Source organism: Pseudomonas acericola (SeqCode) (assembly GCF_053456465.1).
In genome coordinates, this window is sequence record NZ_JBRFJB010000003.1 from 765,682 (window position 1) to 789,564 (window position 23,883).

The window sequence follows — 23,883 nt, forward strand, 5'->3', positions numbered from 1 at the left end:
TTGCATATGAATCTGATCGAGATCCGCGACCTCAGCGTCGCCTTCAACGGCCAGACCGTGGTGAACAAGCTGAGCCTGGACGTACGCCCCGGCGAGTGCCTGGCGCTGGTGGGCGAGTCGGGTTCGGGCAAGTCGGTGACGGCCCATTCGATCCTGCAATTGCTGCCCGAGGCCGGCACGTTGACCAGCGGCTCCATCCGCTATCGCGGCGAGGAACTGGTGGGCGCCTCGGCCGGCACCTTGCAGAAACTGCGCGGCAACCGCATCGCGATGATCTTCCAGGAGCCGATGACCTCCCTCAACCCGCTGCACAGCATCGAAAAGCAGATCGGCGAAACCCTGCTGCTGCACAAGGGCTTGGGCGGCAAGGCGGCGCAGGCGCGCATCCTTGAACTGCTCGACCTGGTGGGCATCCAGAAACCCCAGGAACGCCTCAAGGCTTACCCGCACCAACTCTCCGGTGGCCAGCGCCAACGGGTGATGATCGCCATGGCCCTGGCCTGCGAGCCCGAGCTGCTGATCGCCGACGAACCCACCACCGCGCTGGACGTGACGGTGCAACGCAAGATCCTGCTGCTGCTCAAGTCCCTGCAACAGCGCCTGGGCATGTCGCTGCTGCTGATCAGCCACGACCTCAACCTGGTGCGCAGCATTGCCCAGCGCGTCTGTGTGATGCACGCCGGCGAGATCGTCGAACAGGCCGACTGCGAGACCTTGTTCACGGCGCCGCAGCACCCTTACAGCCGCCTGCTGCTGGACGCCGAGCCCTCGGGTGACGTGCTGTGCAGCGACCCGCGTGAAACGGTGTTGCAGGTTAACGATTTGAGCGTGCGGTTCCCCCTCGGCGGCGGCTTGTTCCGGCGCAAGACCTATCTGCGCGCGGTGGACGGCATCAGCCTCAGCGTGCAACGCGGCAAGACGCTGGGGATTGTCGGCGAGTCCGGCTCGGGCAAGTCCACCCTGGGCCAGGCGATCCTGCGCCTACTGGACTCCACCGGCAGCATCCGCTTCCAGGGCACCGCCCTCGACCCGCTGAACCATCAGCAGATGCGCCCGTGGCGCAAACAGATGCAGGTGGTGTTCCAGGACCCTTACGGCAGCCTCAGCCCGCGCATGTCGGTGCAGCAGATCATCAGCGAAGGCCTGGAAGTGCACGCGCCGTGCAGCCTGGAGGACCGTGATGCGCAAGTGATCCAGGTGCTCAAGGACGTCGGCCTCGACCCCGCCAGCCGCCACCGCTACCCCCACGAATTCTCCGGCGGCCAGCGCCAACGCATTGCCATCGCCCGCGCCCTGGTGCTCAAGCCGGCGCTGATGCTGCTCGACGAACCCACCTCGGCCCTTGACCGTACGGTGCAGAAGCAGGTGGTGGCGCTGTTGCGTGAGTTGCAGGAGAAATATGGCCTGACCTACCTGTTTATCAGCCATGACCTGGCGGTAGTGCGGGCCATGGCCCATGACATGATCGTGATCAAGGATGGCAAGGTGGTGGAAGCCGGGGCGAGTCATCAGGTGTTTGAGGCGCCGCAGCACGCCTACACCCAAGAGCTACTAGCCGCCGCCAACATCCCCCTGTAAACGCATACCCCTGTGGGAGCTGGCTTGCCTGCGATAGCGGTACATCAGTACCCAATATACTGACTGACACACCGCCATCGCAGGCAAGCCAGCTCCCACAGGACCGCACTCCCACTCCTATTTTGTGTTGGCGGCATAAGCATGAACACCAGCGAAAGCCTCAAGGACTACCAACAGGTGCGCGGCCTGGCCATCCAGTCGCTGTTCGAGATCATCGAGCAGTCCAGCGAAGGCACGGTGATTGTCGATCGCGACGCCAATATCGTCTGGATGAACGAGCGCTACGCCAAGCGCTTCGGCCTGAAAAGCGCCGACGAGGCCATCGGCCAGCCGTGCGAAAAGGTGATTTCCAACAGCCTGTTGCGCCAGGTGGTGCGCACCGACCTGCCGATCCTGCTGGATATCCAGGACACGCCCAAAGGCCCGTTGGTGGTGATGCGCCTGCCGATTCACAACGACGCCGGCGCGGTGATCGGCGCGATTGGGTTTGCGCTGTTCGATGAGCTGCGCAACCTGTCGCCGCTGATCGAACGCTACCTGAGCATGCAGCAGGAATTGGCCTCGACCCGCTCATTGCTGCGTTCGCGGCAGAGCAAATACAACTTTGCGCATTTCATCGGCACCAGCGCCGCGAGCCTCGAAGTCAAACGCCGCGCACGGCGCAGTGCCAGCGCCGAGTCGCCGGTGCTGTTGCTGGGGGAAACCGGCACCGGCAAGGAATTGCTGGCCCAGGCGATCCACGGCGCATCACCCCGTGCACACAAGGCGTTTGTCAGCGTCAATAGCGCAGCGATTCCCGCCGACCTGCTGGAAGCCGAATTCTTCGGCACCGCGCCGGGCGCGTTTACCGGCGCCGACCGCAAGGGCCGTCCCGGCAAGTTCCAGATCGCCCAGGGCGGTACGCTGTTCCTTGATGAAATCGGCGATATGCCCCTGCCGTTGCAAAGCAAACTGCTGCGCGTATTGCAGGAAAAGGAATTCGAACCGGTCGGTTCCAACGAGATGCTGCACAGCGATGTGCGGGTGATCGCGGCGACGTCCATGGACCTGGAAGCGGCGATCAAGCGTGGTGAATTCCGTGCGGACTTGTATTACCGCCTCAACGTGCTGCCGATCCAGGTGCCGCCGTTGCGCGAACGCCTGGAGGACATCCCGGCGCTGAGCGAGGCGATCCTTGAGGAACTGCGCAGCCAGCACGAACTCGACCGCGAGGCCCTGGCGCTGCTGGCGCAACACGCGTGGCCGGGGAATATCCGCGAGCTACGCAATGTGCTGGAGCGGGCGGCGTTGTTGAGCGATGACCTGGTGTTGAATGCCGGGGAGATTCGTGCGGCCATCGGCACCTTTACCCCGGTCGCGCGCAATGCGGTGGCGGCGGTAGAGGGAGAGAGCTTCAGCGCGGCGCGGGAGCGGTTTGATCGGCAGATCATTACGGCGGCGCTGGAGGCCTGCGGGGGGAATGTGGTGGAAGCGGCCAAGCGGTTGGGGCTGGGGCGGTCGACGTTGTACAAGAAAATGGTGGCCTTGGGCATCGCCTAATCTCCAAAAAGAGACACACATCTCAAATCAAAGACAATCAACTGTGGGAGCTGGCTTGCCTGCGATAGCGGTACATCATTGGCAAATAAGCAAGCTGAAAGACCGCTATCGCAGGCAAGCCAGCTCCCACAGGGGATCTTCATTTGTCTCTAATTTGAGACATAATTCAAAGCAGTCAGCTTAAACAAGTATTTTATCGTTATATTTCAACTAGTTATCTTGTTGGCACGCATCTCGCTATAGCCTCTCCCCACCGCAACACCCCACAAAAATAACAATTCAATCTGGAGACACTCCATGAGTGTAATCATCGCCCTGGCAGCCCTCGCGCTGCTGATGCTGGCTGCCTACCGTGGCTATAGCGTTATCCTGTTTGCCCCCATCGCCGCCCTCGGCGCTGTCCTGCTCACTGATCCGTCCGCCGTTGCGCCTGCCTTTACCGGGGTGTTCATGGAGAAGATGGTCGGTTTTATCAAACTGTATTTCCCGGTGTTCCTGCTCGGCGCGGTGTTCGGCAAGCTGATCGAGCTGTCGGGCTTTTCCCGTTCGATTGTGGCCGCAGCGATCCGCTTGCTCGGCACGCGCCAGGCGATGCTGGTGATCGTGCTGGTCTGCGCCCTGCTCACCTACGGCGGCGTGTCGCTGTTTGTGGTGGTGTTTGCGGTGTACCCGTTTGCGGCGGAGATGTTTCGCCAGAGCAATATCCCCAAGCGCCTGATCCCGGCGACCATCGCCCTCGGTGCGTTTTCGTTCACCATGGACGCGCTGCCCGGTACGCCGCAGATCCAGAACATCATCCCCAGCACGTTTTTCAACACCACCGCCTGGGCCGCGCCGTGGCTGGGCGTGATCGGCACAATTTTCGTGTTCTGCGCCGGCATGCTCTACCTGGCGCGTCAGCGCAACAAGGCCCAGCGTGCCGGCGAAGGCTATGGCACCGAGCTGCGTAACGAGCCGGAAACCGCCGAAAACCTCAGCTTGCCCAACCCCTGGATCGCGCTGTCGCCGCTGATCTTGGTGGGTGTGATGAACCTGCTGTTCACCCACTGGATCCCGCAGTGGTACGGCAAGACCCACAGCCTCGCCCTGCCGGGCATGAGCGCGCCAGTGACCACCGAAATCGCCAAGCTCACCGCGATCTGGGCGGTGCAGGCGGCGCTGCTGGTGGGCATCTTGATGGTGCTGGTGTTCGGCTGGTCGGCGATCAAAAGCAAGCTCGCCGAAGGCAGCAAAAGTGCGGTCAGCGGCGCGTTGCTGGCGGCGATGAACACCGCGTCGGAATACGGCTTTGGCGCGGTGATCGCCTCGCTGCCGGGCTTTTTGGTGCTGGCGGACTGGCTCAAGGGCATTCCCAACCCGCTGGTCAACGAAGCGATTACCGTGACCTTGCTGGCCGGTATCACCGGTTCCGCCTCGGGCGGCATGAGCATTGCGCTGGCAGCCATGTCCGAGAGCTTTATTTCGGCGGCCCATGCGGCCAATATCCCCCTTGAAGTGCTGCACCGCGTCGCCGCCATGGCCAGCGGCGGCATGGACACCCTGCCCCACAACGGCGCGGTGATCACGCTGCTGGCGGTGACCGGGCTGACCCACCGCGAAGCCTACAAGGACATTTTCGGCATCACCATCATCAAGACCCTTGCGGTGTTCGTGGTGATCGGGACTTTCTACGCCACCGGCATTGTGTGAGGTTTTCATGACGACTTTAAACGGCAAGACCGCCCTGGTTACCGGCTCTACCAGCGGCATCGGCTTAGGAATTGCGCTGAGCCTGGCCAAGGCCGGCGCCAACCTGATCCTCAACGGCTTCGGCGACGCCAGCGCGGTGATCGCCCAGGTGCAGGCGTTTGGCGGCAAGGTCGGCCATCACCCGGCCGACGTCAGCGACCCGGCGCAGATCGCCGACATGTTCGCCTACGCCGAGCGTGAATTCGGCGGCGTCGACATCCTAGTGAACAACGCCGGCATCCAGCACGTGGCGGCGGTGGAAGACTTCCCCGCCGAGCGCTGGGATTCGATCATCGCCATCAACCTGTCGTCGGTGTTCCACAGCACGCGCTTGAGCTTGCCGGGGATGAAGGCCAAGGGTTGGGGGCGCATCGTCAACATCGCCTCGGTGCACGGTCAGGTCGGTTCGGTGGGCAAGGCGGCGTATGTGGCGGCCAAGCACGGGGTGATCGGCTTGACCAAGGTGGTGGGCCTGGAGACGGCCACCAGCAACGTCACGTGCAACGCCATCTGCCCGGGCTGGGTGCTGACGCCGCTGGTGCAGAAGCAGATTGATGATCGCATCGCCACCGGCGTGGACCCGCAGCAGGCGCAGCATGACCTGCTGGCAGAGAAGCAGCCGTCGCTGGAGTTTGTCACACCGCCGCAACTCGGCGAGCTGGTACTGTTCCTGTGCAGCGAAGCCGGCAGCCAGGTGCGTGGCGCCGCGTGGAACATCGACGGTGGCTGGCTGGCCCAGTAGCTCAAACACAGCGAGTCAAATGTGGGAGCTGGCTTGCCTGCGATAGCTGTAGGCCAGTTAACACATCAGTGACCGACACACCGCCATCGCAGGCAAGCCAGCTCCCACAGTTTTAATCTGTGTTTGTTCAAGAATAAGAGGCAGCTTTATGTCCGACATCCTCTGGCAACCCTCCCCGGAACGCATCGCCGCCACGCGCATGGACCAGTTCCGCCGCTACATCAACCACCGCTACACCCTGCAACTCGCCGACTACCCCGCCCTGCACCAGTGGAGCATCGACCAGCGCCCCGATTTCTGGCAGGCCATCGTCGCGTTCTTCGACGTGCAATTTCGCAGCCCGCCCAGCGCCGTGCTGATCGAAGACCGCGAAATGCCCAGCGCCCAGTGGTTCCCCGGCGCGACCCTGAACTTTGCCGAACACCTGCTGCGCCGCCGTGACGACCACCCCGCCGTAGTCGCCATCAGCGAAGACGGCCAGCGCGAACAACTGACCTACGCCGAACTGGCGGCCCACGTCGCCGGCCTGCAACACAGCCTGCGCGCTGCCGGCGTGACCCAGGGCGACCGCGTGGCCGCCTGCATGCCCAACACCTGGCAAACCCTGGTGGGCATGCTTGCCACCACCAGCCTGGGGGCGATCTGGTCGTGCTCCTCGCCCGACTTCGGCACCCAGGGCGTGATCGACCGTTTCGGCCAGATCGAACCCAAGGTGCTGATTACCTGCGCCGGTTATCGCTACGCCGGTAAAGCCATCGACCAGAGCGCCAAGCTCAATGAAATCCTCGAACGGCTGCCGTCCCTGGAACAACTGATCATCGTGCCGTACGCACGGCCCCAGGCGCAGGTCTCGGACTATCAAACAGCGGCCAGCGTCAGCCTGTGGGGCGACTTCTACCAACCCGGCGGCGAGCCTGAGTTCGTCGCCGTGCCCTTCGATCACCCGCTGTACATCCTGTATTCCAGCGGCACCACCGGCGTGCCCAAGTGCATCATCCACGGCACCGGCGGCGTGCTGCTCACGCACCTGAAGGAACACGGCCTGCATGCCGATGTGTCCCGCGAGGACTGCCTGTTCTACTACACCACCTGCGGCTGGATGATGTGGAACTGGCTGGTCTCGGTGCTGGCCATCGGCGCCACGGCGGTGCTGTATGACGGCTCGCCGTTTCATCCGGGGCCAGAGCGTTTGATTGACTTGATCGATGCCGAACAGATCAGCGTCTTCGGCACCAGCCCCAAGTTCCTCGCCACCCTGGAAAAGGCCGGCCTGCAACCGCGCCTGAGCCACGATCTAAGCAGCCTCAAAGGCTTGATCTCCACCGGCTCGCCGCTGTCGCCCCAGAGCTACGACTACGTGTACCGCGAGATCAAGGCTGAGCTGTGCCTGTCGTCGATGTCCGGCGGCACCGATATCGTGTCGTGCTTTGTGATCGGCAACCCGGTGCTACCGGTACGCCGTGGCGAGATGCAGTGCAAGAGCCTGGCGATGGCGATTGAGGTCTGGGATGACCAGGGCCGCGCGCTGATTGGCGAAAAAGGCGAGTTGGTCTGCACCCGCCACTTTCCGGCCATGCCCATCGGTTTGTGGAACGATCCCGAACAAAAGAAGCTGCGCGCCTCCTACTTCAGCCAGTTCCCCGGCGTGTGGGCCCAGGGCGACTACGCCGAGCAACGGCCCAACGGCAGCCTGTTGATTCACGGGCGCTCCGACGCGGTGCTCAACCCCGGCGGCGTGCGCATCGGCACGGCGGAGATTTATCGCCAGGTTGAAAAAGTCCCGCAAGTGGTGGAAAGCCTGGCCATTGGTCAGCGCTGGCAGGATGACGTGCGGGTGGTGCTGTTTGTGCGCCTCAACGACGGTGTCGTGCTGGATGAGGCCTTGGAACAGCAGATCCGCCAGGTGATCCGCGCCAACACCACGCCGCGCCATGTGCCGGCAAAGATCCTCGCTGTCACGGATATCCCCCGCACCATCAGCGGCAAGATCGTCGAATTGGCGGTGCGCAACGTGGTGCATGGCGAACCGGTGAAAAACACCGACGCCCTCGCCAACCCGCAGGCCCTGGAGGAGTTTCGCAACCGCCCCGAGCTGGCGTAAAGATGAAAGGTTCCAGCCCTGATGCACTCATTTGAAGACAAACCCCCAATGCATGCTATTTTTCGAGGGGTAGTCAGCCGTTCCCGACTCACGGGATAATCGGTGTTTGTCATATTTCAAAGCGTTACGCTCAGGGCTTTTTCATGAATGGAACACCCACCGTCAGCGCAGCCGCTGCATTGATTGCGCGGCTGGACTGGGCGCAAAGCCCTCTCGGTGAGATCAACGACTGGCCGCAAAGCCTGCGCACCGCCGTGGATATCGTCGTCCACTCGCCGATGCCGATGCTCCTGCTGTGGGGCAGCCAACTGACCCAGCTCTACAACGACGGCTTCGCCCTGCTGGCCGGCAACAAACACCCCGACGCCCTCGGCCAGCCAGCGCACGAGGCCTGGCCGGAGCTGCAAAGCTTCACCACGCCGATCTACAACGCCGTGCTCGAAGGCCAGGTGCGCACCTTCACCGAGCAGCGCTTTATCCTGCAGCGCAATCACCGCGACACCGAGATTTGGCTGGACCTGACCTACAGCCCGGTGCGCGATGAAAGCGGCAGCGTCGCCGGAATACTCGTCACCGCCATCGAAACCAACGAACGCCGCAAGGCCCAGCACAACACCGAGCAACGCCTGCAACTGGCGCTGGCCGCCACCGATGCGGTGGGCACCTGGGATTGGGATATCGGCGAAGACCGCTTTATCGCCGACGCCCACTTCGCCTACCTGCACGGCGTGGCGCCCGACCATGCCAACCTGCTGCCCATCAGCGCGTACCTGCAAGGCGTGCACCCCGAAGACCGCGGCATGGTGGCGCGCAGCATCAAGCATTGCATCACCTTTGGCACCGAATACGCCGAGGAATACCGCCTGCTGCAAGCCGACGGCCAGGTGCGCTGGGTGTTTGCCCGGGGGCGTTGCTACAAGGACCACCAGGGCCGTCCGGCGCGTTTTCTCGGCGCGGCGCTGGACCTCACCGAGCGCAAGCACACTGAGCAAGCCCTGCGCCAAAGCCAGACTGAGTTGCAGTTGATCATCAACGCCATGCCGGTGCTGATCGGTTATGTCGATCACGAGCAACGCTTTCGCCTGAACAACAGCGCGTACCTGGAGTGGTACGGCATGACGCCCCAGGAGCTGTACGGCAAAACCATCCGCGAAGTGCTCGGCGACGAGGTGTATGCCGGCCGTGAGGACCAGATCAACGCGGCGCTCAAGGGCAAGGCGTGCAGCTTCCAGACCATCACCCCGCACCGCGACGGGCGCCCGCGCCATGCGCTGATGAAGTACCTGCCGCGCTTCAGCAATGACGGTTCGGTGAATGGTTTCTACATCTTTGTGATCGACGAAACCGAACGCAAACTCACCGAAGAAGCCCTGCGCAACCTCAACGAGAACCTCGAAGAACGCGTGGCCCAGCGCACCCAGGCGCTGGCCGAAGCCAACCAGCGCCTGCAAAACGAGATGTTTGAACGCGAACGCGCCGAAGACGCGCTGCGCCATGCGCAGAAGATGGAAGCCGTGGGTCAGCTCACCGGCGGCATCGCCCACGACTTCAACAACATGCTCACCGGGATCATCGGCAGCCTGGACCTGATGCAACGCTACATCGCCGCCGGGCGCAGCGACGAAATCGGCCGTTTTACCGACGCCGCCGTGTCCTCTGCCCACCGTGCCGCCGCCCTTACCCATCGCCTGCTGGCGTTTTCGCGGCGCCAGTCCCTGGACCGCCGCCCGCTGGACCCGAACCAGTTGGTGGCGTCCCTGGAAGAGTTGTTCCGCCGCACCAAGGGCGCGCATATCGCACTCAAGGTGCAACTGGGCCACGACATCTGGCCGGTGAACACCGACGCCAGCCAACTGGAAAACGCCCTGCTCAACCTGGTGATCAACGCCCGCGACGCCATGCCCGACGGCGGCGAACTGTTGATCGAAACCGCCAACAGCTACTTGGACGGCACCGACATCACCACCCTGGAACCGGTAAAAGCCGGCGACTACGTGATGCTCGGCGTGTGCGACAACGGCGCGGGCATGGCGCCGAAGATCCTCGCCAAGGCGTTCGACCCGTTCTTTACCACCAAACCCATCGGCCAAGGCACCGGCCTGGGTTTGTCGATGATCTACGGCTTTGCCCAGCAGTCCGGCGGGCATGTGACCATTCACAGCGAACCGGGCCAAGGCACCTGCGTGCGCCTGTATCTGCCGCGCCTGCATGGCACTGCGCTGCAAAGCAGCCTGCCGGCCAGCCTCGGTGAAGCGCCAGTGGCCCTGGCCGGTGAAGCCGTGGTGGTGGTCGAAGACGATCCGGCGGTGCGCATGCTGGTGGTCAACGTGCTCGACGAGTTGGGCTACACCGCGCACCAGGCGGCGGATGCCCGCACCGCGCTGCCGCTGTTGGAATCGGATTTGCGCGTGGACCTGCTGGTCACCGACGTCGGCCTGCCGGGCATGAACGGCCGGCAACTGGCGGAGATCGCCCGCCAGCATCGGCCGGGCCTGCGCGTGTTGTTCATGACCGGTTACGCGGAAAAAGCCGCCGAGCGCCAAGGTTTCCTGGAGGACGGCATGGACATGGTGGCCAAGCCGTTTTCCATCGACCTGCTGGCCACGAAAATCCGCAGCATGATCAGCGTCGTCGAATGAGTTCAGGCATAATCGCCCGCCGTTGCAGGTACCTGGTAGAGATCAATGAAAGCCCAAGCCCGTCATATCCTGGTGAAAACCAGCGAAGAAGCCGAACAACTCAAGCAGCGCATTGCCAAGGGCGAAGCCTTTGACGTGCTGGCCAAGAAGTACTCCACCTGCCCGTCGGGCAAGCGCGGCGGTGATCTGGGGGAGATTCGGCCGGGGCAGATGGTGGGGGTGATTGATGCGGTGATCTTCAAGAAGCCGCTGCGGGTGGTGCATGGGCCGATCAAGAGCAAGTTTGGCTATCACCTGGTGCAGGTGTTTTACCGCGATTGAGGGGTTGGCTTGAGGCCGCTATCGCAGGCAAGCCAGCTCCCACATTTTGATTTGTGAACACTGTTCAACTGTGGGAGCCGGGCTTGCCCGCGATCCGCCGCAGGCGGCCATTCACCGAGGGATCAACGCCCCCGGCAACTGAATCACCCGACTCGCCAACCGATGCCCCGCCACCGCCGCCTCTTGCGGCGAGCCGCCCTTCAAACGGCTGGCCAAATACGCCGCACTAAACGAATCCCCCGCCGCCGTCGTATCCACCACCTTCTCGACCTTGATCGCCGGCACGGCAAAGTGCTCGCCATTAAACCGGATCAGGCATTCATCTGCGCCACGCTTGAGCACCACCTCGGCAATCCCCGGATACGCCGCAAACACCTGCTCACTGCTGGCATACCCAAACAACCCACGCTCGTCATCCTCGGTCAGCAAGGCCATGTCCACCTCGGCCAGGACCTTGCGATATGCCACACGTGCCGCCTCGACACTGGCCCACAAACGCGGGCGGTAGTTGTTGTCGAACACCACCTTGCCACCGCGCCGGCGGGTTTCGACCAAGGTGTGCAGCAAGCGCTCGCGGCCGACTTCACCCAGCACTGCCAGGGTGATACCGCTGAAATACACCACGTCGTAAGCCGGCAATGCGGCCAGGATCGGTTCGGCGGCGGGTGTGGTGAAGCAGTCGCGCACGGCGGCTTCGTTGCGCCAGTAGAGGAATTTGCGTTCGCCCTGGGCGTCGGTCTGGATGCAATACAAACCCGGCAAGCGCCCGGGCAGGCGCTGGACCATGGCAAGCCCAAGGCCCTCGTCGGCCCATTGCTGGCACATGGCGTCGCTGAAGCTGTCATCGCCTAGCGCCGTCACATAGTCGACATGGCCGCTATCGCCCAGCTCGCGGCGCAGGTAGACCGCCGTGTTCAGGGTGTCGCCGCCGAAGCTTTGGTGCAGGCTGCCGTCGGCGCGGTGTTGCAGTTCGATCATGCATTCGCCGATGAGGGCGATGTGGGGGTGGGTGGGCATGGCGGTTTTCTCGGGTGTTTTTTAGGGCCCCATCGCAGGCAAGCCAGCTCCCACATTTGAAAAGTGTTCACAGATCAAAATGTGGGAGCTGGCTTGCCTGCGATGGCCGCGACTCGGTCTAGAAGCAGGTATGCAAACTCTCAACCACCTGCAACTGCTCATCCACCAGGCAACCCACCTGCCACTTGTCAAAGGTCAGGCACGGGTGCGAAGTACCAAAGGAAATGATGTCGCCAATACGCAGCTCAACCCCAGCGGCGACGGTCATGAACGCATGCTGGTCCATCACGGCCGTGACCTTGCACGCGCTCACATCATCGCCTTCGCCGCCCACAACGCCCGCTTTGTAGCGCTTGAGCGGCACCGGCAAACCGGCGTCGTAGGCCACGTCGCGCTTGCCCAGGGCGATCACCGCAAAACCCGGCTCGGGCATCGATTGCACGTGTGCCCAGACTTCCAGCGCCGGGCGCAGGCCTTCGTTGAGGTCGCTGCGACGGTCGAGCACACAGCATTGCGCTTCTTTATAGATGCCGTGGTCATGGGCCACGTAGCTGCCCGGGCGCAGCACGCTGAGGAAGCGGCCGGCGGCATTTTGTTCTTCAAACGATTCGGCGATCAGGTCATACCAAGCCGAGCCCGATGCAGTGACGATCGGCTTGGGCAGGTCGAACGAACCGTTGTTCTGCAGATCCACCGCCAGGCGCACCAGGCTCGCGGCGAAATCGCGGATACCGCTGATGGCGTGCTCGCCGTGGATCACGCCTTCGTAGCCTTCGATACCGGTGAGGGCCAGGGCCGGCTGGGCCTTGATCGCCTTGGCCAGGTCGCGCACTTCCTGCTCGCTGCGGCAACCGCAACGGCCGCCAACCACGCCGTATTCGATCATCACGTTGAGGCGCAGGCCACGGGCGGCGAAAAACAGGCCCAGGTCAGCGACGTTGTCCGGGTGATCGACCATGCAGTGGAAGTCGAAATCCTTGTCCGCCAGCAAGTCGGCGATCAACGCCATGTTGGGCGCGCCCACCAGTTGGTTGGCCATCAATACGCGGCGCACGCCACCGGCATAGGCGGCACGGGTCTGTACCGCACTGGCCAGGGTGATGCCCCAGGCGCCGGCGGCGATCTGCCGTTGGAACAGCGCCGGCATCATGCTGGTCTTGCCATGGGGCGCCAGTTCGGCGCCGCTGTTGCTGACGAACGCTTGCATCCAGCGGATGTTGTGTTCCAGGGCGTCGCGGTGCAGCACCAGGGCGGGCAGGCTGACGTCACGGACCAAGTGGGCACCGACGGCGGCGGCGCCCTTTGCAACGGCATTGATGGCAGACATGAAATGCTCCTATTCGTTGATGCGACGGGCCAGGTTGTTGGCGCTGTCGATCAACACCCGGCGATAGTCGTTGTAGTTTTTCAGCGCATCGGCCCGTGGGGCGACGATGCACAGGGTCGCAATGCTGATGCCTTGCGCGTCCCGCACGGGGGCGGCAAAGCAATGGGTAAAGGTGTCGGCCACACTGTCGAAGGAAAAGAAACCATCGAGGGTGGCCTGGCGGATTTGCGCCAGGAAGGTGTCCAGCGGCAAGCGCTGGCCATCCGGCAGGATAAAGTCGTCGTGGTCGATCAGGTCGATGATCTGCTTGTCGCTCAAATGCCCGAGCAACAGGCGCCCGGACGCGGTCCAGGGGATCGGCGCGTTTTCGCCGATGTCCGAGGAAATACGAAAATGCCGCTCGCCCTCGCGCATCAGCGCCACCGTGTATTTGCGCCCGTTGAGCAGGCACATCTGCGCGGTTTCGTGGGTCTGGCTGACGATCTCCTGCAAGGCGTGGTCGGCCTCGCGGGTCAGGTCGAAGTGCCGCAGGTGCGCCTGGCCGAGGAAGTACAGCTGGCGGCCGAGGTAGACGTGACCGTCCTTGCCCACGGTTTCGAGAATGCGCCGCTCCAGCAGCGAGGCGACCAGTTCATAGACCGTGGACTTGGGGCTGCCGATGCCGCTGGCAATATCATTCGGGCGCAGGGGCTGGCCGATCTCCTTGAGAAAATCGAGGATATCGAACGCCCGGTCCAGGCCTTTGGCGCGGCGTTTGATGGTGTCTTCGGTCATGGCAGTTTTCGGTCCGGTCAGGTTTAACAGCGGGTTACAACCCTGTGGCGAGGGAGCTTGCTCCCGCTGGGCTGCGAAGCGGCCCCAAAAAAGCTGGGAGCGCTGCGCACTCCAGCGGGAGCAAGCTCCCTCGCCACAACAAGCCAGCTCCCACATTGGAGCTTCGGTGGTCTCAAGAGTGGGGCATTTAGCCCTTTTTCTTGTAGGCCACGCAATCGATCTCCACCTTGCAATCCACCATCATGTTGGCCTGCACACAAGCCCGCGCCGGGGCGTGTTCCGGGGTGAAGTATTCGCCGAAGACCTTGTTGAAACTCCAGAAGTCGCGCGGGTCTTCCAGCCACACGCCAACCCGCACCACGTCTTTCAACTCGTAGCCGGCTTCTTCGAGAATCGCCACCACATTGCGCATGGTCTGCCGGGTTTGCTCGACGATGCCGCCGTTGATGATTTCACCGTCCACCGCTGGCACTTGGCCCGAGACGTAGAGCCAGCCGTCCGCTTCCACCGCGCGGGCGAAAGGACGGGGCTGGCCGCCGCCGGCGGTGCTGCCGGTGCCGTAACGAGTAATGCTCATAAAAATAGCCTCCTGATTAAAAACGAATGTTCTTGAGAAATTCCGCCAGGCGCGGCGATTGCGGGCGTTCGAAGATGTCCTTCGACGAGCCCTGCTCTTCAATCCGGCCCTGGTTCATGAAAACGATCTTGTCCGACACTTCATAGGCAAAGCGCATCTCGTGGGTGACCAGCAGCATGGTCATGCCCTCTTCCGCCAGGCCCTTGATCACGCTGAGCACTTCGCCCACCAACTCCGGGTCGAGGGCCGAGGTGACTTCGTCGAACAGCATCAGGCTGGGGTTCATCGCAATGGCGCGGGCAATCGCCACACGCTGTTGCTGGCCGCCGGAAAGCTGGCCGGGGAAGTGGTTGCGTCGTTCCAAAAGCCCTACGCGGTCGAGCCATTTTTCCGCGAGTGCCACGGCCTCGTCCTTGCCCATCTTCTTGACCTTGAGCAGGCCGAGGGTGACGTTCTGCAACGCCGTCAAATGCGGGAACAGGTTGAACTGCTGGAACGCCATGCCGGTCATAGCTCGGTGCTGGGAAATCACCCGCTCGGGGTGGCGCACGCGCTTGCCGCCGATGTCGCTGTAGCCGATGGACTCACCGTCGAGGGTGATCTGCCCGCCCTGGAACTCTTCCAGCAGGTTGACGCAGCGCAACAGCGTGGTCTTGCCCGAGCCGCTGGAGCCGATCAATGTGACCACGTTGCCGCGCTGCATGGTCAGGTCGACGCCCTTGAGCACTTCCACCTCGCCGTACTGTTTGCGCAGGCCGCGGATGTTGAGCAACGGTTGCTCGATGTGAGGTTGGTTCATGGCAAGGCCACCCGCTTTTCAATGTAGCGCCCGAATAATTCGATGGCGTAGTTGATGACAAAGAACAGAAACCCAGCGAACAGGTAGAACTCCAGGGTCATGAACGTGCGCGCAATCACTTGCTGGGTACTCAGCAGTAATTCCGCCACGCCGATCACCGACAGCAAGGTCGAGGCCTTGACGATTTCCGTGGAGGAATTGACCCAGGTCGGCAGGATCTGCCGCAGCGCCTGGGGCAACAGCACGTAGGCCAGGGACTGCTGGAACGTCAGGCCAATCGCCTTGCCGGCTTCCAGTTGCCCACGGGGAATGGCTTGCAGCGCACCGCGCACGATCTCCGACACGTGGGAGCCGCAAAACAGCGTCAAGCCGACCGCACCGGCCTGGAACGCGCTGATCTGCCAACCGAGGGCCGGCAGCATGTAGAAACACGCGAGCACCAGCACAAACACCGGCGTGCCACGGATCAGGTCCACATACAGGCGAAACGGCGCGCGCATCCAGAATTTGCCGTAGGTCAGGATCAACCCGGCGACAATGCCGATCAGGGTGCCAAAGATAATCGCCAGCGCCGACACATACACACTGGCTTGAAAGCCCGCCCACAGGGTATCCCGGGCGATCCACAACTCATGCAGCCAGCTGGGGGACTCGTACATGGGAACCCTCCTTAACGACGGATCGCCAGACGCTGTTCCAGGTAACGGAGCAGCATGGCAATGAGGTAACAGGCAGCCACGTAGAGCGCAGTCGTGACCAGCCAGGTTTCAATCACCCGGTAGCTTTCGACGTTGATCTTGCGGGCGTAATAGGTCAGCTCCGGCACGGCAATCGCGGCGGCCAGCGAGGTGTCCTTGAACAGCGAGATAAAGTTGTTCGACAGTGCCGGCAGCACGTTGCGCAGCATCACCGGCACGGTGATGTAGGCCCGGATGCGCCATTCGCCCAGGCCGATGGCCAGGCCGGCTTCACGCAAGCCCTTGGGAATATTCAACAGCCCGGCGCGGAATACTTCGGTCAGGTAGGCACCGGCGTACAACGACAGGGTGATGATGAACGAGGGGATTTTGTCGAGGCGAATCCCCAGCGACGGCAACGCAAAGTAGATCAACAGGATCAGCACCAGAATCGGCGTATTGCGCACCACCGTCACATACACCGAGGCGAAGATGCGCAACGCACGGTGCTTGGACAGCATGGCAAAGGCCATCAGCAGGCCGATCACGCAACCGATGGCGATCGACAGCAATGCCAGTTGCAGGCCCAGACCGAGCCCCGCCAGCAAGGTGTCGAAATCGCGCCACACGGCGGCAAAGTTCAACTGATAGTTCATGGTCAGCAATACCTAGTAGGGGCGCCGTTGGCGGCGCCCCGGTTGTCACGAATCACTTGAACTCGACAGGGAAACCAATCGCCGGCTCTGGCAGGTCGACGCCAAACCACTGCTTGAACGAGGCCTTGTAGGTGGGGAATTCCACACCGGTCATGGCTTCATGCAGCGCGGTATTGACGAAGTTCAGCCAGTCCTGGTCGCCACGCTTGACCGCGCACGCGTAGGTTTGCGGGCTCCAGGCGTAGGTCGGGCTGCGGTAGCGGCCGGGGTTCTGCACCATCAGGTATTTGACCGAAGACTGGTCGGTGGCGGCGGCATCGGCGCGGCCGGAGTTCACCGCCTGGTACATCAGGTCAACACTGTCGTACTGGTCGACCTTGGCCTTGGGCAGCGCCTGGTGCACCAGCTCTTCGGCGTACACGTTTTGCAGCACAGCCACGGTGACGCCGTCGCCGGCGGCTTGCAGGTCTTCGATTTCCTTGTACTTGCTGTTGTTCGGTAGCAGCAGGCCCACGCCTTCGCGGTAGTACGGCAGGGTAAACGCGACCTGCTGCGCACGGCTGGCGGTGACGGTAATGAACTGGCAACTCATGTCGACCTTGTCGGTCAGCAGGTTGGGAATCCGTGCGTCGGACGACTGCACCACAAACTCGACCTTGCTAGGGTCGTTGAACAATCCCTTGGCCACAATGCGGCCGATGTCGATATCAAACCCTTGCAACTTGCCATCCGCTCCCTGGAAGTGCCACGGCGCATTGGTACTGCCTGTACCCACGATCAGATGCCCACGCTTGAGCACGTTATCGAGCTTGCTGTCCGCCGCCTGCACGATGCTTGCGAGGGAAGCCGATGCGGCGAAGAGAAAAACACACGCTTTGAACACGGAAGGTCGGTGATGCATGACAAGCACTCCAGGGATTGTGTATTCCGCTATACCGGAACTTGGTATGTAACAACGGAATAGACAGCAGAAAGTGTGCCACACGCTGCAACAGAAAAAAACGCGGAGAGTAAATTCATTAAAAATCAAAAAGATAAGTTGTTGTTTGCGATACAGCACTGCGCCAGCACCTGTGGCCAACGTGCTACCCCAGGCCCCACAGTGCGGTGACAGGCCCCAATTCCGTGCGCCATGACCGCGTTACCGCGCACCGTTGCAGTGCGCACGCGCCATGGAAAAATCCCCATGCTGGACTAGCCTTTGCACATTCCCGCCGACAAGGATCGCGCCCCGATGAAGCTCAGCCTCACCCTGGTTTTATGCTCCTTTCTGGTCGCCACCAGCGCCTGGGCCAGCAACGACCGCCGCGACTGCAAGATCGAACTGCGCAAGCTCAACGAAGCCTTGAGCACCAACTACACCAGCCAGAATCACCACGGCTACCGCCAGGCCAAGGCCTCGCGGGACAACCTGGAATACAAGAAATGCGCGAACCAGGCCCGCAAGGCGCGCGAACGCCTGGAGCGTGATGCGAACCTGTGAAGGTTGACAGTAGACGAGCGGCGCCTCCCGACTTAGCGTGAGCTGAACGGCTACCAGGAGCACGCCAATGAGTTATTTCAACGCGGTTATCGAGGACAAAGCGGCTTTTGAACGGGCACTGGATACACAGCTTCCGGTGTTTACCCTGTTCGCCTCCGAAACCTGCGGCGCCTGCAAGGCAGCACTGCCCAAGTTTGCAGAAATGGCTAAAGCGCATGACGGAAAAATCAAGGTATTGATCCTCGACTGTGCCAATACGCCCCGCCACCCCAAGGTCGTGCGCATTCCAACGCTATTGATCTACCAAAAAGGCGAATTGGTAGAGACGCTTGAAGGGGTCAGCGAGCCAAGCCTACTCCAGGCATTCCTCCAGTACACTTGATCAACCTTGCATTTGCGCGCCACCGGCCAACAGCTACGCTGCTCAATGCAGTCTCAGCCGAGCCAGGGTCAGCAATGTTCAAGACCATTGAAGCCGAAGTCCTCAAGAAACTCCCCTCACCCGCCTTGCAGCTTGAGTTCGCCCAGCATGATTTCGAGCGACTCAAGCCCTTCTGCCTGTTGATCTACCTCGCCAGCATCAGCATCTGGCTGGTGTTCAACCTGATCGTCAGCTTTCGCGGCGGCCAGGGCTTTACGTTTTATTCGGTGATATTTCTCAGCGCACTGTTGATCACCACGCTGGTGCTGGCCTTCAACACCCAGGTGCGCCACTTCCAATGGATCAACCTGATCTTCGTCAGCATCATCGCCATCGGCATCCGCCTGGTGATCGAAGGCCTGCCCATGGACCTGCATCCTGGCTGGCTAATCCTCGGCGCGTCGACCATCCTCTACAGCGCATCCGTGCTGCCGCTGAACCGCTGGGCATTCGCCGCCACGCTGGTGATCACCTGGGTGGTACTCAACCCGTTCTACCTCACCGAAACCTCGGTGCTGGAAGTCAAAGGCACCACGGTGTTCTTTTATTCCAGCTTTCTCAGCCTGCTGACCCTCTACAGCTTCCTCAAGCTGCGCCAGGTCAAGCTGAGCAACTACATCATGGCCAAGCTGTTGCTGGACCAGGCCTACGTGGACACCCTGACCGACATCCCCAACCGTCGCGCGTTCATGGCGAGCGCCGGGCAAAAGCTCGCCCACCAACCGCGCACGCACGACCATTACCTGGCGATGATCGATATCGACAATTTCAAGAAAGTGAATGACCGGTTTGGCCACGACGTTGGCGACGATGTACTCAAGCGCGTCGCCCATGACATCCGTGCCGTGATGAACGACTACGACTACGCCCGCCTTGGCGGCGAAGAGTTCGCCATCTACCTGGCAGGGGTACGCCGCGAAGACGCGGCGCAGTTGGCGGAGCAGTTGTGCGCCCAGGTACGGGCGGATGCCAGCCAACACCCGGTGACCATCAGCATCGGCCTGGCCCGGGTGGAGGATGGCGAAACCCTGAACCAGGTGCTGATCAAGGCGGACCAGGCGCTGTATGTGTCAAAACATGCGGGCAAGGACCGCTTTACGTTTCACGCACCATAACCACCTGGGTCACCCGCCGCTCCTCGACGGCCGCCACGGTCAGGCGCCAGCCCTCGTACACCAGGCTGTCGCCCACCACCGGCAGGCGGTCCAGCAGGCTCATCACCAGGCCGGCGAGGGTCTGGTAGTCCTCGGTCGCCGTGGCAGAGAAACCGGTGCGCTGGCGGATCTGGTTGAGGTTCAAGGCGCCATTCACGCGGAAACCTGCACCGTCCTCGACAATGTCCGGCCCCTCGATTTCGCTGGCGTCGGGCAGCTCACCGGCGATGGATTCGAGAATATCGGTCATGCTCAACACGCCCATGAAATCACCGAATTCGTTGATCACGAAGGCGATGTGCGTGGATTCCTGGCGCATCTGCTCCAGGGCATTGAGCACCGAGAAACTCTCCAGCAGGTTGATCGCCCGGCGTGCCAGATGCTCCAGGTTCGGCTCGTTGCCGGCCAGGTATTCCTTGAGCAGCTCCTTCTTGTGCACGAAACCCAGGGGTTCATCCACCGCGCCATTGCGGATCAACGGCAGGCGCGAGTAGGACGAATGCATCAGTTTCAGGCGAATCGTCTCGGCATCGTCCGCCAAGTCGATGCAGTCAACCTTGGCCCGTGGCGTCATCAACGTGCGGATCGGCCGCTCGGCCAATTGCAGCACGCCGCTGATCATCACGCGCTCGCGGCGATCAAACAGCGGGCCTTGCGCGGTATCCGGCTCGCCCAACAGGTCGGCCACCTCTTCACCCACCTCTTCCACCGCCAAGCTACGGCCGCCGAGCAAGCGCATCACCGCATGGGCGGTACGCTCACGTACCGGCAGCACGCCTTGCGCCGACTTCTTGCGCCGGGCGCGGGCAATCTGGTTGAACACTTCGATCAGGATCGAGAAGCCGATGGCCGCGTACAGGTAGCCCTTCGGAATATGGAAGCCCAGGCCTTCGGCGGTCAGGGCAAAACCGATCATCATCAAGAAGCCCAGGCACAGCATGATTACCGTCGGGTGCGCGTTGACGAAGCGGGTCAACGGCTTGCTCGCGACGATCATCACGCCGATGGACACGATGACCGCGATCATCATCACCGCCAGTTCATCCACCATGCCCACGGCGGTAATCACCGCATCCAGGGAGAACACAGCGTCGAGCACGACGATCTGCGCCACGATCGGCCAGAACATCGCGTAGGCCGCATTGCCGCTGCGCTGGGCGACATGGCCTTCGAGGCGTTCGTGCAATTCCATGGTGGCCTTGAACAACAGGAACACACCACCAAACAGCATGATCAGGTCGCGGCCGGAGAAGCTCTTGTCGAACACCTCGAACAGCGGCTGGGTGAGGGTCACCAACCACGAAATACTCGCCAACAGGCCCAGGCGCATCAGCAATGCCAGGGACAAGCCGATCAAGCGCGCACGGTCGCGCTGCTCGGGTGGCAGTTTGTCCGCGAGGATCGCGATAAACACCAGGTTGTCGATACCCAGCACCAGCTCCAGCACAATCAAGGTCAACAGGCCGAGCCAGGCCGTTGGATCCACTAACCATTCCATTTATAGAGTCTCTTAATTCGTTGTTCAGAATGCCGGACACGGCAATGCGCGGTCAGTGGACCGGGACAAGGTTAGCAGTCGGAATACGGGATGCTTCAGCGGGAACGGCAGCAGCGGATGTCTTGGGGAAAGACGACTGGGGGGCTCCGAGAGGGTGTTCATGCAAATCCTGCGATAAAAAAGGACTTGAATCGTACAACTGAAAGGTAAATTTCCTACAACGCAAAACTATTACAAGATCTGTACTCGTGTTCAGCGCGCCGCTTTCACCTGCTGGATAAACCGCACGACCGCCGGTGCTTTCTCAAAGCGCCGGTGAATCAGCGACAGCCACGACGACGCGTCATTGCCTTGAATGGGGCGGTACACCACATTCGGCAGCGTCACATGCCCCACCACCGACGCCGGTACCACCGCAACGCCCTGCCCCAGCGACACCAACGCCAACACCGCGACCAAACCACCCGGCTGCGGCCCCAGGCGCGGCGCATAACCGCCCTGGGCGGCGACGTGCAGCGTGCCGCTGATCTGCTCCGGCAGGATAAAGGTCTCGTTTTGCAGGTGTTCGCAACCGATGGCCTTCAATCCCAACAGCCAGGAACCCTGTGCCACGGCCAGGACAAACCCTTCACTGTCCAGGCGTACTGCTTCGACACCGTCGGGCAGGGTCATGGGCGAGCGGACGTAACCAATGTCAAACCGCCCATCCGCCACCGCGCCGGGCAATGCGGCCATGGCGCATTCGCGCACATTCACAGTGACATCGGGAAACGCCTGGCTGAACGCCTGCATCTGCCGTTGTAGCAAGCCGCCATATACCGCTGATGCCACATAACCCAGTTCGATATGCCCGATGTCCCCGCGCCCGGCCCGCTGGGCATGGCGCTGAGCGCATTCGAATTGGCGCACGGTGGCTTCGGCTTCCTGCACCAGGGCCGCGCCCGCTTCGGTCAGGCTGACTTCGCGCTGCTGGCGGATAAACAGGCGCGTGCCCAGGGCGGTTTCCATGTCCTGGATCTGCCGGCTCAAGGTCGGCGGCGCGATGCCCAGTTGCTCGGCGGCGCGGGTGAAGTTGCGTTGCCGGGCGACGGCCAGGAAGTAGCGGAAGTGACGGATTTCCATCGCAGGATTAGCTCAAAGGTAATGAAGTTCATAGTGCCGCCTAACAAAGTCAGCATGGGGCGGCGATAAGCTGGGGCCATCCTAACAGCCAGAGTGCCTTTGCGATGCAGATTGACTTCACAACCACCGTTGCCCGTTGGGTAATCCACCTATGAAGCCCGTCAGCCCACGCTTGACGTTGCTCACCGCCTCCGGCGTCTGCTCGCTGATTGTGCTCGACACCAATATCGTCGCCGTCACCCTGCCGAGCATCGCCCGCGACCTGGGGGCCAATTTCGCCGATATCGAGTGGGTCGTCAGTGCCTATATGCTGGCCTTTGCCGCGCTGCTCTTGCCAGCCGGCAGCCTCGCCGACCGCTTCGGGCGCAAGAAAATCCTGGTGTGGGGCTTGAGTATTTTCATCCTTGCGTCCCTGGGTTGCGGTGCCGCGCCCAGCGCGTTGTGGCTGGATATCGCCCGCGCCGTCAAAGGCGTCGGTGCGGCGCTGTTGCTGACGTCGGCCTTGGCCTCCATCGGCCATACCTTCCACGATGAAGTGGAACGCGCCAAAGCCTGGGCGTTCTGGGGCGCGTGCATGGGCGTGGCAATGACAGCCGCGCCGACCCTCGGCGGCCTGATCACCGAGTACCTGGGCTGGCGCTGGATTTTCTACCTCAACCTGCCCGTGGGCCTGTCACTGATGGCGCTGGTGCTGCGCGCCATCCCGGAATCTCGCGACACCCAATCCGCCCGCCTTGATCCCTGGGGCAGCCTGGCGTTCAGTGCCAGCCTGTTGTGCCTGATCTGGGGGCTGATCGAGGCCAACCGCATCGGCTGGGACAGCCCGCTGACCTATGCGCGCCTGCTGGCTGGCGCTTTGCTGCTGGGGGTGTTTGTGCTGGTCGAACGCGTGCAGCAACGGCCCATGGTGGACCTGCAACTGTTTCGCCAGCCGCGCTTTATCGGCGCCTTGCTCGGGATGTTCGCCTACGCCGGGTGCGCGCAAGTGATGATGACGTTGCTGCCCTTCTACTTGCAAAACGGCCTGGGGTTCTCCGCCATCGCGTCGGGCCTGGGCATGTTGCCGTTCGCCCTGACCATGCTGGTTTGCCCTCGCATCGGCGCGCGCCTGGCGGGGCGTTTTACCCCGGCGACGATGATGGCGGCCGGTTTGACCCTGGTGGGCTGCGGCAACCTGCTCAGCGCCTGGGCGGTGAATGTCGGCGGGTATGTGCCCTTCGCGCTGGCCATTGCGGTCACCGGGGCCGGCGCGGGCTTGCTCAATGGCGATACGCAGAAAAACATCATGGCCTGCGTGCCGCGCGACCGCGTCGGGATGGCCTCGGGGATGAGTACCACCATGCGTTTCAGCGCGATCATGCTGGCCATTGGCGTGTATGGGGCGTTGTTGAGCAGCCACAGCGAGCAATTGTTGGGAGCGAGTATCGGTGCGCAGTGGCAGGGCCAAGTGGCCGGGATCGCGTCGCGGGTGGTGGCCGGTGATATGCCAGCGGCGATGGGGTTGTTGCCGGCGTCGGCGCGGGCCAGTGTGCAACCGCTGGCACAGCAGGCGTTTGTCGGGGGGTTCGGCGGGGTGTTGTGGGTGGCAGGGTTGTTGGGGTTGTTGGGGGCGTTGGTGGTGGGGCTGTTAATGCGGCACCCGATCAAACCTTCGCCCTGAAACCCATGTGGGAGCGGGCTTGCCCGCGATAGCGGTGGTTCAGTCACACATGTATCGACTGACACGCCGT

21 protein-coding genes are annotated in these 23,883 nt (G+C 62.2%); 11 read left to right on the top strand and 10 right to left on the bottom strand.

Annotation, left to right across the window (positions count from 1 at the left end; genetic code table 11):
- Positions 1-6 precede the first annotated feature (6 nt).
- From ACU688_RS15525 to ACU688_RS15555, 7 genes are all read left to right on the top strand, one after another.
- Complete coding sequence (locus ACU688_RS15525; protein WP_448185461.1) at positions 7-1,578, top strand: ABC transporter ATP-binding protein; 1,572 nt, start codon at positions 7-9, stop codon at positions 1,576-1,578.
- A gap of 141 nt (positions 1,579-1,719) precedes the next feature.
- The gene (locus tag ACU688_RS15530) at positions 1,720-3,117 is read left to right on the top strand and encodes a sigma-54 interaction domain-containing protein (RefSeq protein WP_448185462.1); all 1,398 of its coding nucleotides are present in this window, start codon (positions 1,720-1,722) and stop codon (positions 3,115-3,117) included.
- Between the two features lie 297 nt (positions 3,118-3,414).
- Complete coding sequence (locus ACU688_RS15535) at positions 3,415-4,806, top strand: GntP family permease (protein ID WP_017737231.1); 1,392 nt, start codon at positions 3,415-3,417, stop codon at positions 4,804-4,806.
- Positions 4,807-4,813: 7 nt separating this feature from the next.
- The gene (locus ACU688_RS15540; protein ID WP_448185463.1) at positions 4,814-5,587 is read left to right on the top strand and encodes a 3-hydroxybutyrate dehydrogenase; all 774 of its coding nucleotides are present in this window, start codon (positions 4,814-4,816) and stop codon (positions 5,585-5,587) included.
- A 148-nt stretch (positions 5,588-5,735) separates the two neighbouring features.
- A complete protein-coding gene (locus ACU688_RS15545; protein ID WP_448185464.1) occupies positions 5,736-7,688 on the top strand; it encodes an acetoacetate--CoA ligase in 1,953 nt (650 codons plus the stop codon).
- A gap of 143 nt (positions 7,689-7,831) precedes the next feature.
- A complete protein-coding gene (locus ACU688_RS15550; RefSeq protein WP_448185465.1) occupies positions 7,832-10,327 on the top strand; it encodes a PAS domain-containing protein in 2,496 nt (831 codons plus the stop codon).
- 45 nt (positions 10,328-10,372) lie between these two features.
- Positions 10,373-10,648 (top strand): peptidylprolyl isomerase, encoded by a 276-nt coding sequence (locus tag ACU688_RS15555; RefSeq protein WP_017737235.1) that lies wholly within the window; start codon positions 10,373-10,375, stop codon positions 10,646-10,648.
- Between the two features lie 111 nt (positions 10,649-10,759).
- On the opposite strand, the gene ACU688_RS15560 is transcribed toward ACU688_RS15555, so the two are convergent.
- From ACU688_RS15560 to ACU688_RS15595, 8 genes are all read right to left on the bottom strand, one after another.
- Positions 10,760-11,665 carry a sugar kinase gene (locus ACU688_RS15560; protein WP_448185466.1) on the bottom strand — a complete coding sequence of 302 codons (906 nt, stop codon included), beginning with the start codon at positions 11,663-11,665 and terminating at the stop codon, positions 10,760-10,762.
- A gap of 118 nt (positions 11,666-11,783) precedes the next feature.
- Positions 11,784-12,992 carry an amino acid deaminase gene (locus tag ACU688_RS15565; RefSeq protein ID WP_448185467.1) on the bottom strand — a complete coding sequence of 403 codons (1,209 nt, stop codon included), beginning with the start codon at positions 12,990-12,992 and terminating at the stop codon, positions 11,784-11,786.
- Between the two features lie 9 nt (positions 12,993-13,001).
- Positions 13,002-13,766, bottom strand: a complete 765-nt coding sequence (locus ACU688_RS15570) for an IclR family transcriptional regulator (RefSeq protein ID WP_207044041.1) — start codon at positions 13,764-13,766, stop codon at positions 13,002-13,004.
- 187 nt (positions 13,767-13,953) lie between these two features.
- Positions 13,954-14,343, bottom strand: coding sequence for a RidA family protein (locus ACU688_RS15575; RefSeq protein WP_078742925.1), 390 nt, complete (start codon positions 14,341-14,343; stop codon positions 13,954-13,956).
- Positions 14,344-14,359: 16 nt separating this feature from the next.
- On the bottom strand, positions 14,360-15,142 hold the full coding sequence (locus ACU688_RS15580) for an amino acid ABC transporter ATP-binding protein (RefSeq protein WP_124526744.1): 783 nt from the start codon (positions 15,140-15,142) through the stop codon (positions 14,360-14,362).
- Positions 15,139-15,801, bottom strand: a complete 663-nt coding sequence (locus tag ACU688_RS15585) for an amino acid ABC transporter permease (RefSeq protein WP_017737241.1) — start codon at positions 15,799-15,801, stop codon at positions 15,139-15,141. Before ACU688_RS15585 ends, ACU688_RS15580 begins: the two co-directional genes overlap by 4 nt.
- Before the next feature lie 11 nt (positions 15,802-15,812).
- Positions 15,813-16,475, bottom strand: a complete 663-nt coding sequence (locus ACU688_RS15590; RefSeq protein ID WP_124526745.1) for an amino acid ABC transporter permease — start codon at positions 16,473-16,475, stop codon at positions 15,813-15,815.
- Between the two features lie 52 nt (positions 16,476-16,527).
- A complete protein-coding gene (locus tag ACU688_RS15595; protein WP_448185468.1) occupies positions 16,528-17,376 on the bottom strand; it encodes a transporter substrate-binding protein in 849 nt (282 codons plus the stop codon).
- Between the two features lie 333 nt (positions 17,377-17,709).
- Here ACU688_RS15595 and ACU688_RS15600 point away from each other — a divergent pair, with 333 nt between their 5' ends.
- The 3 genes from ACU688_RS15600 to ACU688_RS15610 all read left to right on the top strand — a co-directional run bounded on the left by ACU688_RS15600 (position 17,710) and on the right by ACU688_RS15610 (position 19,494).
- Entirely contained in the window at positions 17,710-17,958 is a 249-nt protein-coding gene (locus ACU688_RS15600) for a hypothetical protein (RefSeq protein WP_017737244.1), read from the top strand.
- Between the two features lie 67 nt (positions 17,959-18,025).
- Positions 18,026-18,340 (top strand): thioredoxin family protein, encoded by a 315-nt coding sequence (locus ACU688_RS15605; RefSeq protein WP_448185469.1) that lies wholly within the window; start codon positions 18,026-18,028, stop codon positions 18,338-18,340.
- A 74-nt stretch (positions 18,341-18,414) separates the two neighbouring features.
- Positions 18,415-19,494 carry a GGDEF domain-containing protein gene (locus tag ACU688_RS15610; protein ID WP_448185470.1) on the top strand — a complete coding sequence of 360 codons (1,080 nt, stop codon included), beginning with the start codon at positions 18,415-18,417 and terminating at the stop codon, positions 19,492-19,494.
- On the opposite strand, the gene ACU688_RS15615 is transcribed toward ACU688_RS15610, so the two are convergent.
- Both ACU688_RS15615 and ACU688_RS15620 read right to left on the bottom strand, forming a co-directional pair.
- A complete protein-coding gene (locus ACU688_RS15615) occupies positions 19,475-21,031 on the bottom strand; it encodes a TerC family protein (RefSeq protein WP_448185471.1) in 1,557 nt (518 codons plus the stop codon). The two genes, ACU688_RS15610 and ACU688_RS15615, sit on opposite strands and share 20 nt — an antisense overlap.
- Positions 21,032-21,283: 252 nt before the next feature.
- Positions 21,284-22,153 carry a LysR family transcriptional regulator gene (locus ACU688_RS15620; protein WP_448185472.1) on the bottom strand — a complete coding sequence of 290 codons (870 nt, stop codon included), beginning with the start codon at positions 22,151-22,153 and terminating at the stop codon, positions 21,284-21,286.
- Between the two features lie 151 nt (positions 22,154-22,304).
- Between ACU688_RS15620 and ACU688_RS15625 the strand changes: the two genes are divergently transcribed.
- A complete protein-coding gene (locus ACU688_RS15625) occupies positions 22,305-23,813 on the top strand; it encodes an MFS transporter (protein WP_448185473.1) in 1,509 nt (502 codons plus the stop codon).
- Positions 23,814-23,883: the final 70 nt, after the last annotated feature.

Bases quoted from the DNA above. Each gene is read 5' to 3' on its own strand.
- ACU688_RS15525 (WP_448185461.1), top strand. From the start codon at position 7: ATGAATCTGATCGAGATCCGCGACCTCAGCGTCGCCTTCAACGGCCAG.
- ACU688_RS15530 (WP_448185462.1), top strand. From the start codon at position 1,720: ATGAACACCAGCGAAAGCCTCAAGGACTACCAACAGGTGCGCGGCCTG.
- ACU688_RS15535 (WP_017737231.1), top strand. From the start codon at position 3,415: ATGAGTGTAATCATCGCCCTGGCAGCCCTCGCGCTGCTGATGCTGGCT.
- ACU688_RS15540 (WP_448185463.1), top strand. From the start codon at position 4,814: ATGACGACTTTAAACGGCAAGACCGCCCTGGTTACCGGCTCTACCAGC.
- ACU688_RS15545 (WP_448185464.1), top strand. From the start codon at position 5,736: ATGTCCGACATCCTCTGGCAACCCTCCCCGGAACGCATCGCCGCCACG.
- ACU688_RS15550 (WP_448185465.1), top strand. From the start codon at position 7,832: ATGAATGGAACACCCACCGTCAGCGCAGCCGCTGCATTGATTGCGCGG.
- ACU688_RS15555 (WP_017737235.1), top strand. From the start codon at position 10,373: ATGAAAGCCCAAGCCCGTCATATCCTGGTGAAAACCAGCGAAGAAGCC.
- ACU688_RS15560 (WP_448185466.1), bottom strand. From the start codon at position 11,665: ATGCCCACCCACCCCCACATCGCCCTCATCGGCGAATGCATGATCGAA.
- ACU688_RS15565 (WP_448185467.1), bottom strand. From the start codon at position 12,992: ATGTCTGCCATCAATGCCGTTGCAAAGGGCGCCGCCGCCGTCGGTGCC.
- ACU688_RS15570 (WP_207044041.1), bottom strand. From the start codon at position 13,766: ATGACCGAAGACACCATCAAACGCCGCGCCAAAGGCCTGGACCGGGCG.
- ACU688_RS15575 (WP_078742925.1), bottom strand. From the start codon at position 14,343: ATGAGCATTACTCGTTACGGCACCGGCAGCACCGCCGGCGGCGGCCAG.
- ACU688_RS15580 (WP_124526744.1), bottom strand. From the start codon at position 15,142: ATGAACCAACCTCACATCGAGCAACCGTTGCTCAACATCCGCGGCCTG.
- ACU688_RS15585 (WP_017737241.1), bottom strand. From the start codon at position 15,801: ATGTACGAGTCCCCCAGCTGGCTGCATGAGTTGTGGATCGCCCGGGAT.
- ACU688_RS15590 (WP_124526745.1), bottom strand. From the start codon at position 16,475: ATGAACTATCAGTTGAACTTTGCCGCCGTGTGGCGCGATTTCGACACC.
- ACU688_RS15595 (WP_448185468.1), bottom strand. From the start codon at position 17,376: ATGCATCACCGACCTTCCGTGTTCAAAGCGTGTGTTTTTCTCTTCGCC.
- ACU688_RS15600 (WP_017737244.1), top strand. From the start codon at position 17,710: ATGAAGCTCAGCCTCACCCTGGTTTTATGCTCCTTTCTGGTCGCCACC.
- ACU688_RS15605 (WP_448185469.1), top strand. From the start codon at position 18,026: ATGAGTTATTTCAACGCGGTTATCGAGGACAAAGCGGCTTTTGAACGG.
- ACU688_RS15610 (WP_448185470.1), top strand. From the start codon at position 18,415: ATGTTCAAGACCATTGAAGCCGAAGTCCTCAAGAAACTCCCCTCACCC.
- ACU688_RS15615 (WP_448185471.1), bottom strand. From the start codon at position 21,031: ATGGAATGGTTAGTGGATCCAACGGCCTGGCTCGGCCTGTTGACCTTG.
- ACU688_RS15620 (WP_448185472.1), bottom strand. From the start codon at position 22,153: ATGGAAATCCGTCACTTCCGCTACTTCCTGGCCGTCGCCCGGCAACGC.
- ACU688_RS15625 (WP_448185473.1), top strand. From the start codon at position 22,305: ATGAAGCCCGTCAGCCCACGCTTGACGTTGCTCACCGCCTCCGGCGTC.